Source organism: Streptomyces sp. NPDC058000 (assembly GCF_042886435.1).
In the GTDB taxonomy this organism is placed as follows: Bacteria; Actinomycetota; Actinomycetes; order Streptomycetales; family Streptomycetaceae; genus Streptomyces.
Window position 1 is genome coordinate 1 of the sequence record NZ_JBHVQS010000103.1, and the last position, 16535, is coordinate 16535.

Consider the following 16535-nt stretch of genomic DNA (forward strand, 5'->3'; position numbering starts at 1 on the left):
CTGCTCCACCTAGGCGGGCGCTCGCTGCCGCTCGTGGTCAGCGTTCCGCGCGGTGGGTGAGGTGCCCGCCGGTCATGGTCAGGCGGACCGGAGCGGTGGCCAGTTCGTCGGCCGGGACGGTGACCGGGTCGACGGCCAACGCGGTCAGGTCGGCGCGGAAGCCGGGCGCGATCCGGCCGGCCTCGGACTCCTCGCCGACCGCGCGGGCGGCGTGCGAGGTCAGGCCCTCCAGTGCCTGGAGTCCGGTCAGGGCCTGGTCGGGGGTGACCGGCGCGACCTCGCGGTGGCCCGCGGGGCGCCGCAGCCGGGCGGTGGCCAGGACCTGGCGGGGGTCGTGGTGGGCGATCGGCCAGTCCGAGCCGAGGACCAGGACGGCGCCGGCGTCCCGTAGGTCGCGGCAGCGCCAGGCCCGGCCGGCCCGCTCCGTGCCGACCCGCCGGGACCAGGCGTCGGTGTGGTCGGCGCGGGTGTAGTGGGTGTGGGTGGGCTGCATGGAGGCGGCGACGCCGAGCCGGGCGAACCGCGGCAGCTGGGAGTCCGGGACGGTCTCGATGTGCTCGATGCGGTGTCGGTAACGGGCGCCGGGGCGGTCGACGCCGAGCAGTTCGACGGTGTCCAGGACATGGCGGACCGCGGCGTCGCCGATGGCGTGGGTGGCGGTGCGCACCCCGGCCCGGTCGAGGTGGTGGACGGCGTGGGTGTAGGCGGCGGGGTCCGGCCAGAAGGCGTCGGTGCCCTGGCCGTGGCAGTCGGGGCGCTCCAGCCAGGCGGTGCCGCCCTCGACGGTGCCGTCCATGAAGAACTTCACGCCGCCGATCCGCCAGTGCCGGCCGGCTCGGCGTTGCAGGGCGATCAGGTGGTCCAGGCCGTCGGTGCCGATGCCGGGCATGCACCAGGGGGCGAGCCGCAGCCGGACCGGGAGGTGACCGTCCTCCTCGATGGCGGTGAGGAGTTCGGGGGCGTCGTCGTCCTCCAGGTCCATGACGTGGGCGCCGGTGAGGCCGGCCGCGGCCATCTCGCGGAGCAGGCCGAGCAGCCGGGCGCGACGGTCGGCGACGGAGGGGCGGGGCATGGCGGGCAGCACCAGGTTCATCGCGGCGTGCTCGACGAGGTGCCCGGTGGGACGGCCGGCGGCGTCGCAGACCACGCTGGCGCGCTGGGCGAAGGCCCGCGGCCCGGTGATCCCGGCGGCGTCCAGGGCCCGGCCGCTGGCCAGCGCCGAGTGGCCGTCGTAGAGGCGGAGGAAGGCGGGGGCGCCGGCCAGGGCGTCCTCGATCAGTTCGCGGTGGACGGGCCGGTCGCCGAAGACGTTGTGGTCCAGTCCCCAGCCGGTGAGCCAGGTGCCCGGGGGCAGCGCGCGGGCGGCGGTGGCCAGTGCCGCGCGCAGGGCGTCGAGGTCGCGGACGGCGGTCAGGTCGAGGCCGTTGGCCATCTCGACGCCCCAGACGGGGTGGCTGTGACCGTCCGTGAGGCCGGGGACGAGGGTGGCGCCGGCCAGGTCGATGACCTCGGTGGTGGCGCCGCGCCAGTGCCGTACGTCCGCCGCGTCGCCGACCGCGGCGATCCGCCCGTCCTTGAGGGCGACGGCCTCGGCCCAGGGGCGGGCGGGGTCGAGGGTGCGGACCCGGGCGCCGGTGAGGACGGTGTCGGCGGCGGTGAGCGGGCCGCCGGTGGGGGTGGGCGGGGTGGACGGCACGGGAACTCCTCGGTGCGGGGCGGGTGGTGGGGCCGGGGGCCGGCCCCAGGGAGGATCGGCCCCGGGGCGGGTCGGCGGTTCAGCCGCGGGCGGTGGCCTCCGCGGGCGGGGCGCCGGACGGGTCCGGTGCGGTCGGTGCTTCCGGCTCCTCGTCGGGTTCGGCGGCGAAGCCCGCGTAGACCGCGGGGCGGGTGCGGCGTACCCGGCGGGCGAGGAGGAGGCCGGCGGCGAAGGCGGCCGGGACGGCCAGGACCAGGGCGGCGTTGGTGGTGAGGCCGGCGCCGGTCATGATGTCGATCTTGGCGATGACCAACCACAGCGCGCCGAGCATCAACACCGTGGCGGCGATCGGCGTGATCTGGGTGCGCAGGGCGCCCTCTTGGTGCCGGAAGCGGCGGAAGTAGAGCGGTACGGCGATCGCGGTCAGCGCCTGGAGCACCAGCAGGCCCAGCATGCCGGGGGTGTTCATCCACAGCAGCAGCTGGGTGTACGGGTCGGCGCCGGCCAGCGCGAAGCCGAGGACGACCAGCACCGCGAGGACGCTCTGGAGGGCGCCGGCGGCGTACGGGGAGAGGTGGCGCGGGTGGACCCGGCCGAGGACGGGGGGCAGTACGCCCTCGTTGGCCATGGCCAGGCCGTAGCGGTTGATGGCGTTGTGGAAGGCCAGTTGTGAGGCAAGGATGCTCGTAATGATGAACAGGTGCATCAGGTCGGCGGCCCAACTGCCCACGTAGCGGGTGGTGGCGGTGAAGAAGAGGCCCGCGGGGTCCGCCAGGGCGGCCTTGACGATCCGGTCGGCGCCGTACGCCTGGATGACGATCCAGATCGTGAAGGCGTAGAAGAGGCCGAGGAAGGCGACCGCGATGTAGGTGGCGCGGGGGATGGTGCGCCGGGGGTTGCGGGCCTCGTGGCGGTAGATGGCGGTGGACTCGAAGCCGGTGAAGGCGGCGAAGGCGAAGGCGAGGACCGCGCCGGTGCCGGGGACCAGGACGTGCTGCGGGGTGAAGGAGTCCAGGGCCAGGCCGTGCGCGCCGCCGTGCAGCAGGACGCCGCCGGCGAGCAGGACGAGGATGCCGGTCTCGGCGACCAGCAGGACGCCCAGCACCTTGGCGCCGAAGTCGATGCTGCGGTAGCCGAGGAACCAGATGACGGCGACGCCGGCGACGGCGATCGGCGGCCAGGGGACGTGGATGCCCCAGAACGCCTTGAGGGCGTCCTGGGTGGCGGTGGCGAGCAGGCCGTAGACGCCGATCTGCATGCCGTTGTAGGCGAGCAGTGCCAGGGTGGCGGCGCCGAAGCCGGCCGGGCGGCCCAGGCCGCGGGTGATGAAGGCGTAGAAGCCGCCGCCGTTGCGGACGTGCCGGGCCATGGTGGTGAAGCCCACCGCGAACAGGGCCAGGGTGGCGCCGGCCAGGACGTAGCCGACCGGGGCGCCGAGGCCGCCGGCGCCGAGGGCGATCGGGGAGGTGCCGGCCATCACCGTGAGCGGGGCGGCGGCGGAGATGACGAAGAAGGCGATGTCGGCGACGCCGAGGGTGCCGCGGCGCAGCGTGGCGGCGGCTGCGTCGGGCGGGGGTGCGGTCTGCTGCGGCGCCCCGTTGCGGGACCCGGACTCTACGGCCATGGCTCGGTTGCCCTTCTGCGACCGGACGGGGAGGGGAGCGGCCGTGCGCGTACGGGGGTGTGACGGCAGGGTGACCGCGGAGAGAGAGAAACCTAAAGCCTTTCGGTTTGTGGACCGTACCCCCCGCCGTACGATTTCGGGAAGACCCTCCGACAGGGTCTTTCGCCGGGAGGGGGCACCATGGGGCGGCCGCGGAAGGCCCTGCTGGACCGGGCGCGGATCGGCGCGACCGCGCTCGAACTCGTCGACGAGAAGGGCGACTTCAGCGTCCCGGAGGTGGCCCGGCGGCTCGGTGTGCAGACCGCCTCGGTGTACCACCACGTGGACGGCCGGGCCGGGGTGATCGAGCTGCTGCGGGAGCGGGTCACCGACGCGATCGACCCCGACACCCTGGGCGACGCCCGCTGGGACACGGCGCTCGCCGCCTGGGCCCGCTCCTACCGCGCCGCGTTCGCCGCCCATCCGCGGACCATTCCGATGCTGATGACCTCACCGGTCCGCGCGCCGAAGGTGCTCGCCCACTACGACCGGGCGGCCGGGCTGCTGCTGGACGCGGGCTTCGCCCCGGAGAGGGTGATGGCGGTGATCACCGGCCTGGACAACCTCGTGCTCGGCTCGGCGCTGGACATGTCGGCGCCGGAGCCCATGTGGGAGGTCTCCGGCGAGGCCGACGCGCCGCGGCTGGCGGCGGCCCAGGACGCGACCGGTCCGGACCGCGCCGACGCCGCGTTCGAACTGACCCTGGCCGGGTACCTGGCGCACCTACGGGCGCTGCTGGCCGGCGCGACGGACCGCGACGCGCGGTAGCCGGCCCCGGACCCGTAGAACGAGACCCGTAGAGCGAGACCAGACCCGTAGAGCGAGACCCGTAGCGAGCCCCGCATCAGGACCCGTATCAGGCCCCTCATCAGGCCCCGTAGAACAGCTCCTCGACGACGGCGCGCGCCCGCCTGGTGATTCGCCGGTAGTCGTCGACCATGTCCCCGACGTGCCCTTCCTCGTAGCCGAGGTAACGGCCGACCGCCGCCAGCTCCCGACCGTCCGCCGGGAAGGTGTCCCCGGGGCGGCCGCGCACCAGCATCACCGCGTTGCGCACCCGCGCCGCCAGCACCCACGCCTCGTCCAGCGTCCGGGCGTCGTCGGTGCCGATCAGCCCGGCGGCGTGCGCGGCGGCCAGCGCGTCGCGGGTCCGGGTGGTGCGCAGACCGGGCAGCTCCCAGCCGTGCCGCATCTGCATCAGCTGGACCGTCCACTCCACGTCGCTCAGGCCGCCGCGGCCCAACTTGGCGTGCGTGGTGGGGTCCGCACCGCGGGGCAGCCGCTCGGACTCCATCCGGGCCTTGAGTCGGCGGATCTCGCGGACCGCGTCCTCGCCCAGGCCCTCGGCCGGATAGCGCAGCGGATCGATCAGCTCGACGAACCGCTGCCCCAGCTCCACGTCGCCGGCCACCGGCTCGGCACGCAGCAGCGCCTGCGCCTCCCACACCAGCGACCAGCGCCGGTAGTACGCCGCGTACGAGGCGAGGGAGCGCACCAGCGGACCCGACCGGCCCTCCGGGCGCAGGTCCGCGTCGATGAGCAACGGCGGGTCTGCGGAAGGGAGTTGGAGCAGTCGCCGCATCTCGTTGGCGATCGCGTGGGCGGCCTTGGCGGCCTCCTGTTCGTCGGCGCCCTCGCGGGGTTCGTGGACGAACAGCACATCGGCGTCCGAGCCGTAGCTCAGCTCGTGGCCGCCGAAGCGGCCCATGCCGATCACCGTGAACCGGGTGGGCAGGGTGTCGCCCCAGCGTTCGCGGACCGCGGCCCGCAGGGCGCCGGCGAGGGTGGCCGCGTTGACGTCGGAGACCGTCGAGCCGACCGCGTCCACCGCGTGGCCGTGATCGGTGTCGGCCGGACTGGACTCGGTGCCGTACGCGCCGATGACGTCCGCCGCGGCGGTCCGGAACAGCTCCCGGCGGCGCACCCCACGGGCCACCGCCACCGCCGCCTCGGCCCCGTCCGCGCGGCCGACCGCGGCCAGCACCTCCTGCTCCAGGGCGGCCCGGCCGCGCGGCAGGAGCCCGTCGGCGGCACCGAGCAGGGCGACCGCCTCGGGGGCGCGCAGCAGCAGGTCGGGGGCGAGCCGGCCGGCCGACAGCACCCGGGCGAGGTTCTCCGCGGCGGCGCCCTCGTCACGCAGCAACCGCAGGTACCAGGGGGTCTTGCCGAGCGCGTCGGAGACCTTGCGGAAGCCGAGCAGGCCGGCGTCCGGGTCGGCGGAGTCCGCGAACCAGCCGAGCAGCACCGGCAGCAGCGTCCGCTGGATCGCCGCCTTGCGGCTCACCCCGGACGCCAGCGCCTCCAGGTGCCGCAGCGCGGCGACCGGGTCGGCGTAGCCGAGGGCCTCCAGGCGGTGCCCGGCGGCCTTCGCGGACAGCCGGGCCTCACCGGGCTCCAGGTGGGCGACGGCGTCCAGCAGCGGCCGGTAGAACAACTTCTCGTGCAGCCGGCGCACCTCGCGGGCGTGCCACTTCCACTCCCGGCGCAGCGATTCGACCGGCTCGGTGCGCAGCCCCAACGACCGTGCCAGGCGCCGGAGTTCGGACTCGTCCTCGGGCATCAGGTGGGTGCGGCGCAGCCGGAACAGCTGGATCCGGTGCTCCAGGGTGCGCAGGAAGCGGTAGGCGGCGTCGAGCGCGGCGGTGTCCTGGCGGCCCACGTAGCCGCCGGCCGCGAGCGCCGCCAGGGCGTCCAGGGTGGTGGCGCTGCGCAGCGTGGCGTCCGTGCGGCCGTGCACCAACTGGAGCAGTTGGACGGCGAATTCGACGTCCCGCAGTCCACCCGGGCCGAGTTTGAGCTCCCGGTCGACCTGGGCGGCGGGGATGTTCTCCACCACCCGGCGGCGCATCTGGCGGACGTCGGTGACGAAGTTGTCCCGCTCGGCGACGCCCCACACCATCGGGGACAGCGCGTCGACGTACTCCTGGCCCAGCGCCAGGTCGCCGGCCATCGGGCGGGCCTTGAGCAGTGCCTGGAACTCCCAGGTCTTGGCCCACCGCTGGTAGTAGGCGAGGTGGCTGGACAGGGTGCGCACCAGCGGCCCGTTGCGGCCCTCGGGGCGCAGATTGGCGTCCACCGGCCAGATGGTGCCCTCGACGGTGCTGTCCGAGCAGAGCCGCATCATCCGGGAGGCGAGCCGGGTCGCGGCCTGGAGCGCCTTGGCCTCCTCGGCGCCCTCCCGGGGTTCGGCGACGTAGATGACGTCCACGTCGGAGACGTAGTTCAGTTCCCGGCCGCCGCACTTGCCCATTCCGATGACCGCCAGCCGGCACTGCGCGGCGTCGCCGGGCTGCTCCTCGTAGGCGATCTCCAGGGCGGCGCGGACGGTGGCGGTGGCCAGGTCGGCGAGTTCCGCCGCGGCCTCCGCGACGTCGGTGGTGCCGCACACGTCGCGGGCCGCGATGCCCAGCAGGCAGCGGCGGTACGCGGCGCGCAGCGCGTCCGCCCGCGGCCGGTCGGCGCCCCGCTCGCCCCAGACGCCCTCGGCGAGCGCCTGCTCGAACTCCGGGGTGGTGGGGTGCAGATCGACCGACTCGTAGGTGACCAGCGACCGCCAGTCCCCCGGGTGCCGGACCAGATGGTCGCCGAGCGCCTCGGACGCGCCCAGTACGCCGAGCAGCCGGTCGCGCAGCGGCTTGGCGGCGGCGATGGTGGCCAGCAGCTCCTGCCGCTCCGCCGACTCCTGCGCCTCCACCAACCGGACCAGGCCGCGCAGCGCCAGGTCGGGGTCGGACGTGCCACCGAGCGCTTCGAGGAGCACCGAATCGTCGCGTACGGAGGCGAGTTCGGGAGCGTCGAGCAGCGTGCCGGCCGCCGAGGGGTCGGTGAAACCGTGCCTCAGCAGCCGGGTGAAGGCGCTGCTCCGCCGTCCCTGCGGAGCGGGTAGTGCCATGGGGCGGCCTCTCGGTGGCGGGTCGGCTCGGACACGGGCGCGCGGGTCCGCCGCTCAGAGCACCGGCAGCATCTTCCGCAGCTCGAAGGCGGTGACCTCCGACCGGTACTCCTCCCACTCCTGCTTCTTGTTGCGCAGGAAGAAGTCGAAGACGTGCTCGCCGAGGGTCTCGGCGAGCAGTTCGCTGCGCTCCATCAGGGTGATGGCCTCGCCGAGGTTCTGCGGCAGTGGCTCGATGCCCATCGCCCGGCGCTCGGAGTCGGACAGCGCCCACACGTCGTCGTCGGCGCCGGCCGGGAGCTCGTAGCCCTCCTCGATGCCCTTGAGGCCGGCCGCGAGCAGGACCGCGTAGGCGAGGTAGGGGTTGGCGCCGGAGTCGACGGAGCGGACCTCGACGCGGGTGGAGCCCATCTTGCCGGGCTTGTACATCGGGACGCGGATCAGCGCGGAGCGGTTGTTGTGGCCCCAGCAGATGTACGAGGGGGCCTCGCCGCCGGCGCCCGCGGTGCGGTTGGCGCCGCCCCAGATGCGCTTGTAGGAGTTGACCCACTGGTTGGTGACGGCGGAGATCTCGCCGGCGTGCCGGAGCAGGCCGGCGATGAAGGAGCGTCCCACCTTGGAGAGCTGGTACTCGGCGCCCGACTCGTGGAAGGCGTTGCGGTCGCCCTCGAAGAGGGAGAGGTGGGTGTGCATGCCCGAACCCGGGTACTCCGAGAACGGCTTGGGCATGAAGGTGGCCTGGACGCCCTGCTCCAGCGCGACCTGCTTCATCACCAGCCGGAAGGTCATGATGTTGTCGGCGGTGGAGAGCGCGTCGGCGTAGCGCAGGTCGATCTCCTGCTGGCCGGGGGCGCCCTCGTGGTGGCTGAACTCCACCGAGATGCCCATCGACTCCAGCATGGTGATCGCCTGGCGGCGGAAGTCCATGCCCACGTTCTGCGGGGTGTGGTCGAAGTAGCCGGAGGAGTCGCCGGGGATCGGCCGGGAGCCGTCCACCGGCTTGTCCTTGAGCAGGAAGAACTCGATCTCGGGGTGGGTGTAGAAGGTGAAACCGAGGTCGGAGGTCTTGGCCAGGATGCGCTTGAGGACGAACCGCGGGTCGGCGTACGAGGGCGAGCCGTCCGGCATCAGGATGTCGCAGAACATCCGGGCGGTGCCCGGGGCCTCGGCGCGCCACGGCAGGATCTGGAAGGTGCCGGGGTCGGGCTTGGCGATCATGTCGGACTCGTAGACGCGGGCGAAGCCCTCGATCGCGGAGCCGTCGAAGCCGATGCCCTCGTCGAATGCCTGCTCCAGCTCGGCCGGAGCCACCGCCACAGACTTAAGGAACCCGAGGACGTCGGTGAACCACAGTCGGACGAAGCGGATGTCACGCTCTTCCAACGTCCGGAGCACAAACTCCTGCTGCTTGTCCATGGTTCACCAATCCTTGCAGGTCATTCGGCCTGTCCACGCGCGGGGATCATCGCGTTCCGGCCCACCAGTATCACGTCAGCGGGTTACCGTCACATTACGCACCCTTGGCCTGAATCAGAACTGCCGACCCGTGACCCCCTCCTCGGATCCTTCCCGCATCCTCCCCGCCGCGACCAGGGTCGGTGCCCGGCGGCGCGCAGAGCGAGGGCCTTGGCCCAGTCTTGGACGCTCCGTGAACCCCTGTTGACCCGGTATTGAGCGCTCCGTTCGGCCGTGTTCGGCCGGTGCGCGCCGCCGCCGAGGCGCCCTCAGCGCAGGTCCAGCACCGCCCGCGCCACCGCCGCCGGCGTATCGGCCATGACCAGGTGGCCGGCCGGGGCGGCGACCGTGAAGCGGCCGCCCAGCGTGCCGGCGAGCGCCCGCTGCCGCTCCAGCCACCGCAGCTCGCCCGCGGACTCGCTGCCGTCGTACGCCGCCAGGACGGCGACCGGGACGGCCGGCATCGGGCGGTGGCGGCGCAGTGCGACCAGGTCGGCGGCCTGGTAGGGGTAGCCGGCGTTCTCCAGGGCGCAGGCCCGCAGCACCCGGCTGGTGCGGTAGCCGGCGCGTGCCCAGCTGTGCTGCGGGTGGCGGCCCACCGTCCCGGCGCGGGTGATCAGGCGACGGGCGACGGGGCCGAGGAGCTGCGGCAGCCCGGCCGCGGAGAGCGCGCCGGCCGCCCCCCGCGCCCAGGCGGCGCGGACCGCCCGCGGCAGCCGGGGCCGGGGGTCCTCCTCGATACTGCCGTCGACCAGCACCAGACCGGCGCAGCGGGCGGGGTGCAGTCGGGCGAACGCCTCGGCGTGGAAGCCGGCGAGGGAGTGGCCGACGACGGTGGCCGGCGCCCGGTGGCCGAGGGCGTCCAGGAGGGCGGCGATCCGGTCCGCCTCGCCGGCGAGGTCGGGCGGCGCCGCGGCCGGCGCGCTCAGGCCCAGGCCGGGGCGGTCGAAGCGGACGACGGTGCGGTGCGGGACGAGCAGCTCGGCGACCGCGTCCCAGTCGAACCAGGCCATGCCGAGGCCGCCGCTGAGCACCACGACGGGGCCGCCGCCCTCGCTCAGCACGTGCAGCGGCAGCCCGCCGACGCGCACCATCCGGCCGGGGGTGGGGCGGGGGGTCATGGTTCTCCTCGCGGTGGGTCCGGGGGAGCCGGTGGTTGCACCGGGGGGTCCTGGGCTTCGACCGGGGCGCCGCGGCGGGCGTTTCGGGCCACGCAGCCGGCGAGCAGGGCGACGTAGAGCGCGACCAGCAGCACCTGGAGGCGCTGGCCGACGCCGAGCGCCCAGGTGTCCCGGCCCGCGGTGAGGACGGCGACCTCGGCCAGCGTCCAGAGGGTGGCCGCGAGTTCGGCCAGCACCAGCGGCGGGCCGAGGCGGGCGAGCGCGGGCCAGTGGCCGTACCGGCGGGCCGCGACGGTCAGCAGGACCAGCGCGGCCAACGCACCGAGCATGGCCAGCGTGCTGCTGACGGCGTGCGCGGTGTGGGTGGCCGGGACCAGTCCGGCGGTCTCCCGGGCGGCGCACACCGGGTCGCCGGTGGGTGCGCAGCTCAGCGGCAGTCGGGAGTCCAGCGCGGTGGCGGCGCCGAAGAGGGCCAGGGCGGAGAAGCCGGCCACCGTCCAGGGCCGGCGCTCCGTAGTGGCGAGCGCGGTCAGCGCGCCGGCCAGCACCAGCAGCCCGGCGACCAGGTCGGTGGCGCGGAACAGCCCGCCCAGCGGCTGGTCGGCGGCGGCCAGCTCGCTGACGTACGCCCGCACCGGGTCCAGCCCCGTGGCGAGCACCAGCTCCAGCACCCAGGCGGTGTAGGCGAGCGCGCCGAGCAGCAGCACGACCGCGGCGGCAGCCGCTCCGGTGGAGCCGCCTGCCCCGGAGGGGGCCGCGGTGCCGGGGGCGGGTCGGGTCGGGCGCACGGACATCCTGGTGTTCGGGTGGTCCCGACGGCGCGTCCGGAATGCCGGATACGCCGGGGGCGCGGGAAAGCCAAGAATAGGCAGATGGTCCACCGGACGCGGCGAGCGCGGCGCGATGGGCCACCTCCGGGGTCGGTGCCCCAGGAGCAAGGGTGCGTCCTCGGGTCTGTCCGGTGGATCAGGGTCGGATGGGCCCCGGCCGTGATCCACCGGACGGACCCCAGGTCTCCGGTCGTCGAGAGGTCCGCGATGGGTGAACACCGCACGGCCGCCGCGCGGCGCGGCCGCCCGTTGCACGGGCCCTGGCCGATATCCCCGGCCGCCGCGTCGGCCACGCCTCGCCCGACCGCCGGCTGAGTGCCCAGGAGCACACCCGGCCGCCTCAGGGCCTCCGACACCCCCGGCCCCACCTCCGTCCGTCCGACGTCCGAGGTGACCCCCATCGGGCCGGGGGATCCCCACACCTGCCGGAGTCCGCGGTCGCCCTCGCTCCCCCGTCCCCGACATCGCCAGAGGTGCTCAACCCATGGATTCCCTTCCCACACACTCCCGCCGCGCCCTTCTGGGCGCGGGGATCGCGGCCGCCGGCGGCGGCCTGCTGGCCTCGTCCGCCGGCACCGCCGGCGCGACCTCCCGCCCGGACGCCCGGCGCGACGACAACCGCTCCAGCAGCGGCCGCTACGTCGACCCGTACGGCCCGGAGGTCGCCGAGGCCGAGCGCCAGCGCGGCTCCTCCGGGCAGGTGCGCCGGCTGCACGTCGAGGCTCGGAAAGCCCGGATCGACCTCGGCAGCCGGACCGTCGACACCTGGGTGTACGGGGACCGGCTGCCGGGCGACGTTATCCGGCTCACCGCGGGCGACACCGTGTCGATGAACTTCGTCAACAGCCTGCCGCAGTCGACCACGCTGCACTGGCACGGGCTGGCGCTGCGCAACGACATGGACGGCGTCCCCGACGTCACCCAGCGCGCGATCAGACCCGGCGACTCCTTCCACTACCACTTCCGGGTCACCCAACCCGGTACCTACTGGATGCATCCGCACGTCGGCGTCCAGCAGGACCACGGGCTCTACGCCCCACTGATCGTCGACGACCCCAGGGAGCCGCTGGAGTACGACCACGAGTGGGTCGTCGTCCTGGACGACTGGCTCGACGGGGTGGACGGCAGCAACCCGGACGCCGTGCTGAACGAGTTGAACCACGGCCGGGGCTCCATGCACGGGAACAGCGGCTCCGACCACGGAGACATGCACGACAACGGTCATGACCAGGGGCCGGGCCATGGCGGCCACGGCGCGGCTCACAGCAACAGCAACAGCAGTCACAGCAACGGCCACAGCACGAGCAACGACAGTCACAGCAAGAACACCAGCAAGGGCAACGTCAAGCACCGCGACCACAACAGCCGCACCAGTAACGGCAGTGGGACGGCGGAACCCAGCTGGGTGCCCCCGGTCCTCCCGGACGTGGACCTCGACAAGCTCGTCCCCGACGTGAGCGGTTCGAACCTGAGCGACCTGGGCCTGGGCATGGCGAACAAGAGCCTGAACAGAGTCGGCCTGGGCAACCTGCCCCTGCACGGCATGAACGCCGGTGCGGTCGCCGGTGCGGCGTCCATGGCCACGGCACGGGCGAGCCGCGGCGCACGCCGCGACGACGGCCCCGGGCACGGCCACAACGGGCCGTCCCGACTCCTGGGGAACAGCGCCCACAGCAACGTGCTGGGCAGCATGCCGGGCAACGTGAACTACCCCTTCCACCTCATCAACGGCCGCACGAAGAAGGACCCGGACACCTTCCGGGCCCGGCCCGGCGACCGGATCCGGATCCGCTTCATCAACGCCGGCGGCGACACCGCCTACCGGGTGGCGCTGGGCGGCCACCACATGACCGTGACGCACACCGACGGCAACCCGGTGGAGCACGCTCGCGCCGAGCAGCTGCTCGTCGGCATGGCCGAGCGCTACGACGTCCTGGTCACCGCCGGGTCCGGGGTCTTCCCGCTGGTCGCCGTCGCCGACGGCAAGGGCCGGGGCAAGAGCGCGCTGGCCGTGCTGCGCACCACGGGCGGCCGGGCGCCGGACACCTCGGCCCACCCCAAGGAGCTGGAGGGGCGGCTGACGACCGCGGACCTGCTCCGGGCGGACGAGAGCGTACGGGCCCGGAGACGGCAGCCGGACCGCGTCCTGAACATGAAGCTCACCGGCAACATGGCGCGCTTCGACTGGGCGTTCAACGGGCAGCCGTACACCCCGTCACAGCGCTATCCGATCCGGGAGGGCGAGCGGGTGCGGATGGTGTTCCGCAACGGCACCACGATGTGGCACCCGGTGCACCTGCACGGGCACAGCTTCACGCTCCCCGACGGCGGGCCGCGCAAGGACACCGCGATCGTGCGGCCCAATCAGCGCCTCGCGGTCGACTTCGACGCCGACAACCCGGGGCTGTGGATGCTGCACTGCCACAACATCTACCACTCGGAGTCCGGGATGATGACGGTCCTCGGCTACCTGCGGAAGTGACCGCCGCTCCGGCCGTCCCGGTGTGCTCCACCGGGCCGGCCGGAGGCGTCTCCGCCCCCTCGCGGCCCCCTGTAACACCGTCACAGGGGGCCGCCGCGCGCCGTCACACACCCCCATTGCGTCAGAAAGACGATTAGACTGGCGGGGTGCCTCAACTTCGTCTCGCCCTCAATCAGATCGATTCCTGCGTCGGCGACCTCACCCGGAACGCCGAGACGATCGTGCACTGGACCCGGCACGCCGCCGGCCAGGGCGCGCACCTCGTCGCGTTCCCCGAGATGGCACTGACCGGCTACCCCGTCGAAGACCTCGCGCTGCGCCCGTCGTTCGTCGAGGCGAGCCGGGCGGCACTGACCGCGCTGGCCGCCCGGCTGGCCGCGGAGGGGCTGGGCGACGTCCCGGTCGTCGTCGGCTACCTCGACCGCTGCGCGCAGGCGCTGCCCCGCTACGGCCGGCCGGCCGGCGCCCCGCAGAACGCGGCGGCGGTGCTGCACCGCGGCACGGTCGCGCTCACCTTCGCCAAGCACCACCTCCCCAACTACGGCGTCTTCGACGAGTTCCGCTACTTCGTCCCCGGTGACACCCTGCCGGTCGTCCGGGTCCACGGCATCGACGTGGCGCTGGCCATCTGCGAGGACCTGTGGCAGGAGGGCGGCCGGGTGCCCGCCACGCGCAGCGCCGGCGCCGGGCTGCTGCTGTCCGTCAACGCCTCGCCGTACGAGCGGGACAAGGACGACACCCGGCTGGAGCTGGTCCGCAAGCGGGCCCAGGAGGCCGGCTGCACCACCGCCTACCTGGCGATGATGGGCGGGCAGGACGAGCTGGTCTTCGACGGCGACTCGATCGTCGTCGACAAGGACGGCGGGGTGATCGCGCGGGCCCCGCAGTTCGCCGAGGGGTGCGTGCTGGTCGATCTGGAGTTGCCCGCCGCCGCGCCGGAACCGCCGTCCGGAGTGCTGGACGACGGGCTGCGGGTGGACCACATCGCGCTCTCCGCCGACCTCCTGCCGCCGTACCCGCCGCAGACCCTCGGTGGGCAGGCCGAGCGCCTCGGCGACCTGGAGGAGATCTACACCGCCCTGGTCGTCGGGCTGCGCGCCTACGTCGCCAAGAACGGCTTCCGCAGCGTGCTGCTCGGGCTGTCCGGCGGGATCGACTCCGCGCTGGTCGCCGCGCTGGCCTGCGACGCGGTCGGCGCCGAGCAGGTGCACGCGGTCGCGATGCCCTCGCGCTACTCCAGCGAGCACTCCGTCGGCGACGCCGCCGAACTGGCCCGCCGCACCGGGCTGCACTTCCGCACGGTGCCGATCGGCCCGATGTTCGACGCCTACATGGCAACGCTGGGGCTGACCGGGCTCGCCGAGGAGAACCTCCAGGCGCGGCTGCGCGGCACGGCCCTGATGGCGCTCTCCAACCAGGAGGGCCACCTGGTCCTCGCGCCGGGCAACAAGTCCGAGCTGGCATGCGGCTATTCGACGCTCTACGGCGACTCGGTCGGCGGCTACGGCCCGATCAAGGACGTCTACAAGACCGTCATCTACGAGCTGGCGCGCTGGCGCAACGAAGCCGCCGCCGAACGCGGCCAGACCCCGCCGATCCCCGAGCACTCGATCAGCAAGCCGCCCAGCGCCGAGCTGCGGCCCGGCCAGGTCGACACCGACTCACTGCCGGACTACGCGGTGCTGGACCGGATCCTGGAGCTGTACGTCGACCGCGACCGGGGCCGCGAGGAGATCGTGGCGCAGGGCTTCGACGGGGCGCTGGTGACCCGGGTGCTGCGGATGGTGGACCGCGCCGAGTACAAGCGCCGGCAGTACCCGCCGGGCACCAAGATCTCCGCCAAGGGCTTCGGGAAGGACCGGCGGCTACCGATCACGAACCACTGGCGAGAGGGGTCCTAGGGCCGGTCCGACCCTGATCCACCGGGCAGGTCCTAACGGCCGACGGCGTCCGCCACCGCGGGCCCGTCCGCCGGCGCCGGTTCGTCGTCCCCGCCGCGCGCCACGATCCGGGAAACGTCAAGGGCGCCTCGGTCCAACAGCCCGGCCACCAACGCCACCACCAGGCCGGCGGCGGCCAGGACGGCGCCGGCCAGGGTGGGCGAGGTCCAGCCCCAGCCCGCCGAGAGGACCAGCCCGCCGATCCAGGCACCGCCCGCGTTGGCCAGGTTGAACGCGGACTGGTTGGAGGCGGCGGCCAGGGTGGGCGCCTGCTGCGCCTTGTTCATCACCAGCATCTGCAGCGGTGTGGTGGTCAGGAAGCCGGTGGCGCCGATGAGGACCACGCCGACCAGCGCCGCCCACTTCACCGGAGCGGCGAAGTGGAAGGCCGCCAGGATCAGGGCGAGCGCGCCGAGGGATCCGTAGAGGGTGGGGCGCAGTGCCCGGTCGGTGAGCGGGCCGGCGGCCAGCGCGCCGAGCGTCATGCCGATGCCGAAGAGGGCGAGGACCAGCGGGACCGAGCCGGCGGCGAAGCCGGTGACCTCGGTCATCATCGAGGCCAGGTAGCTGTAGACGGCGAAGATCCCGGCGAAGCCGAAGACGGTGGTGAGCAGGCCGAGCAGCACCTGGCGGTCGCCGAGGGCGCGCAGTTCGCGGCCCAGTCCGGTGTGCGCCTCGGCCGGCAGCGGCGGGATCAGCCGGGCCAGGGAGGCCATCGCGACCAGGCCGATGGCGGCCACGACGAGGAAGGTGGCGCGCCAGCCGAGGTGCTGGCCGAGCAGGGTGGCCGCGGGCACGCCGACGATGTTGGCGATGGTCAGGCCGAGGAACATGGTGGCCACCGCGCGGGCCTGACGGCCCTCGCGCACCAGGCGGGCGGCGACCACCGCACCCACGCCGAAGAACGCGCCGTGCGGGAGGCCGGCCAGCAGCCGGCCGGCGATCAGCAGGCCGAAGGTGGGGGCCAGGGCGGAGGCGAGGTTGCCGACCGTGAAGACCGCCATCAGCGCGACCAGCATCCGCCTGCGGGGGACGCGGGAGCCGAGGGCGGTCAGGAGGGGTGCGCCGATGACGACGCCGAGGGCGTAGGCGGAGACGAGGTAGCCGGCGGTGGGCACGGAGGTGCCCAGATCGTCCGCGACGTCGGGCAGCAGGCCCATCATCACGAATTCGGTGGTGCCGATACCGAAGGCCGAGATCGCGAGCGCGAGCAGAGCCAAAGGCATGGAGGACCTTTCGGGGTGGGGGTGCGCGGTGCGGTGCGGTGCGGTGCGCGGAGTCTAAGTTCGCTTTCGGAACAAAGTGTCCCAGGCTCAGTATTCCGACGTGAAAACGGGACGTGAAAAGCCCGCGTCGGGCGGACGGCCGGTGTGGCCGTCCGCCCCCCGCCGGGGTACGTACGGGGGGGCGGGGGGCCGGCCGCGGACAGCACATAAAGGGGGGCGCCGCCCGGCCG

10 protein-coding genes are annotated in these 16535 nt (G+C 73.9%); 3 read left to right on the top strand and 7 right to left on the bottom strand.

Annotated features, from left to right (window positions below):
- Positions 1-37: 37 nt before the first annotated feature.
- Both ACFVT2_RS42125 and ACFVT2_RS42130 read right to left on the bottom strand, forming a co-directional pair.
- Positions 38-1696 (bottom strand): amidohydrolase, encoded by a 1659-nt coding sequence (locus tag ACFVT2_RS42125; RefSeq protein ID WP_390027474.1) that lies wholly within the window; start codon positions 1694-1696, stop codon positions 38-40.
- Between the two features lie 79 nt (positions 1697-1775).
- Complete coding sequence (locus ACFVT2_RS42130; protein ID WP_390027477.1) at positions 1776-3320, bottom strand: APC family permease; 1545 nt, start codon at positions 3318-3320, stop codon at positions 1776-1778.
- 180 nt (positions 3321-3500) lie between these two features.
- On the opposite strand from ACFVT2_RS42130, the gene ACFVT2_RS42135 reads away from it, so the two are divergent.
- Positions 3501-4127, top strand: coding sequence for a TetR/AcrR family transcriptional regulator (locus ACFVT2_RS42135; protein ID WP_390027479.1), 627 nt, complete (start codon positions 3501-3503; stop codon positions 4125-4127).
- Positions 4128-4227: 100 nt separating this feature from the next.
- On the opposite strand, the gene ACFVT2_RS42140 is transcribed toward ACFVT2_RS42135, so the two are convergent.
- The 4 genes from ACFVT2_RS42140 to ACFVT2_RS42155 form a co-directional block, all read right to left on the bottom strand.
- Positions 4228-7251 carry a bifunctional [glutamine synthetase] adenylyltransferase/[glutamine synthetase]-adenylyl-L-tyrosine phosphorylase gene (locus ACFVT2_RS42140; RefSeq protein WP_390027482.1) on the bottom strand — a complete coding sequence of 1008 codons (3024 nt, stop codon included), beginning with the start codon at positions 7249-7251 and terminating at the stop codon, positions 4228-4230.
- 54 nt (positions 7252-7305) lie between these two features.
- Positions 7306-8667 carry a type I glutamate--ammonia ligase gene (glnA, locus tag ACFVT2_RS42145; RefSeq protein ID WP_390027485.1) on the bottom strand — a complete coding sequence of 454 codons (1362 nt, stop codon included), beginning with the start codon at positions 8665-8667 and terminating at the stop codon, positions 7306-7308.
- A 308-nt stretch (positions 8668-8975) separates the two neighbouring features.
- On the bottom strand, positions 8976-9827 hold the full coding sequence (locus ACFVT2_RS42150) for an alpha/beta fold hydrolase (protein WP_390027487.1): 852 nt from the start codon (positions 9825-9827) through the stop codon (positions 8976-8978).
- Positions 9824-10534, bottom strand: a complete 711-nt coding sequence (locus ACFVT2_RS42155; protein ID WP_390027498.1) for a DUF998 domain-containing protein — start codon at positions 10532-10534, stop codon at positions 9824-9826. Before ACFVT2_RS42155 ends, ACFVT2_RS42150 begins: the two co-directional genes overlap by 4 nt.
- A gap of 607 nt (positions 10535-11141) precedes the next feature.
- On the opposite strand from ACFVT2_RS42155, the gene ACFVT2_RS42160 reads away from it, so the two are divergent.
- Both ACFVT2_RS42160 and ACFVT2_RS42165 read left to right on the top strand, forming a co-directional pair.
- Positions 11142-13139, top strand: coding sequence for a multicopper oxidase family protein (locus ACFVT2_RS42160; RefSeq protein WP_390027490.1), 1998 nt, complete (start codon positions 11142-11144; stop codon positions 13137-13139).
- Between the two features lie 146 nt (positions 13140-13285).
- Positions 13286-15040: an NAD+ synthase gene (locus ACFVT2_RS42165; protein ID WP_390027492.1), complete on the top strand. Its 1755-nt coding sequence runs from the start codon at positions 13286-13288 to the stop codon at positions 15038-15040.
- A gap of 32 nt (positions 15041-15072) precedes the next feature.
- On the opposite strand, the gene ACFVT2_RS42170 is transcribed toward ACFVT2_RS42165, so the two are convergent.
- Positions 15073-16305 (bottom strand): MFS transporter, encoded by a 1233-nt coding sequence (locus tag ACFVT2_RS42170; protein WP_390027495.1) that lies wholly within the window; start codon positions 16303-16305, stop codon positions 15073-15075.
- Positions 16306-16535 lie beyond the last annotated feature (230 nt).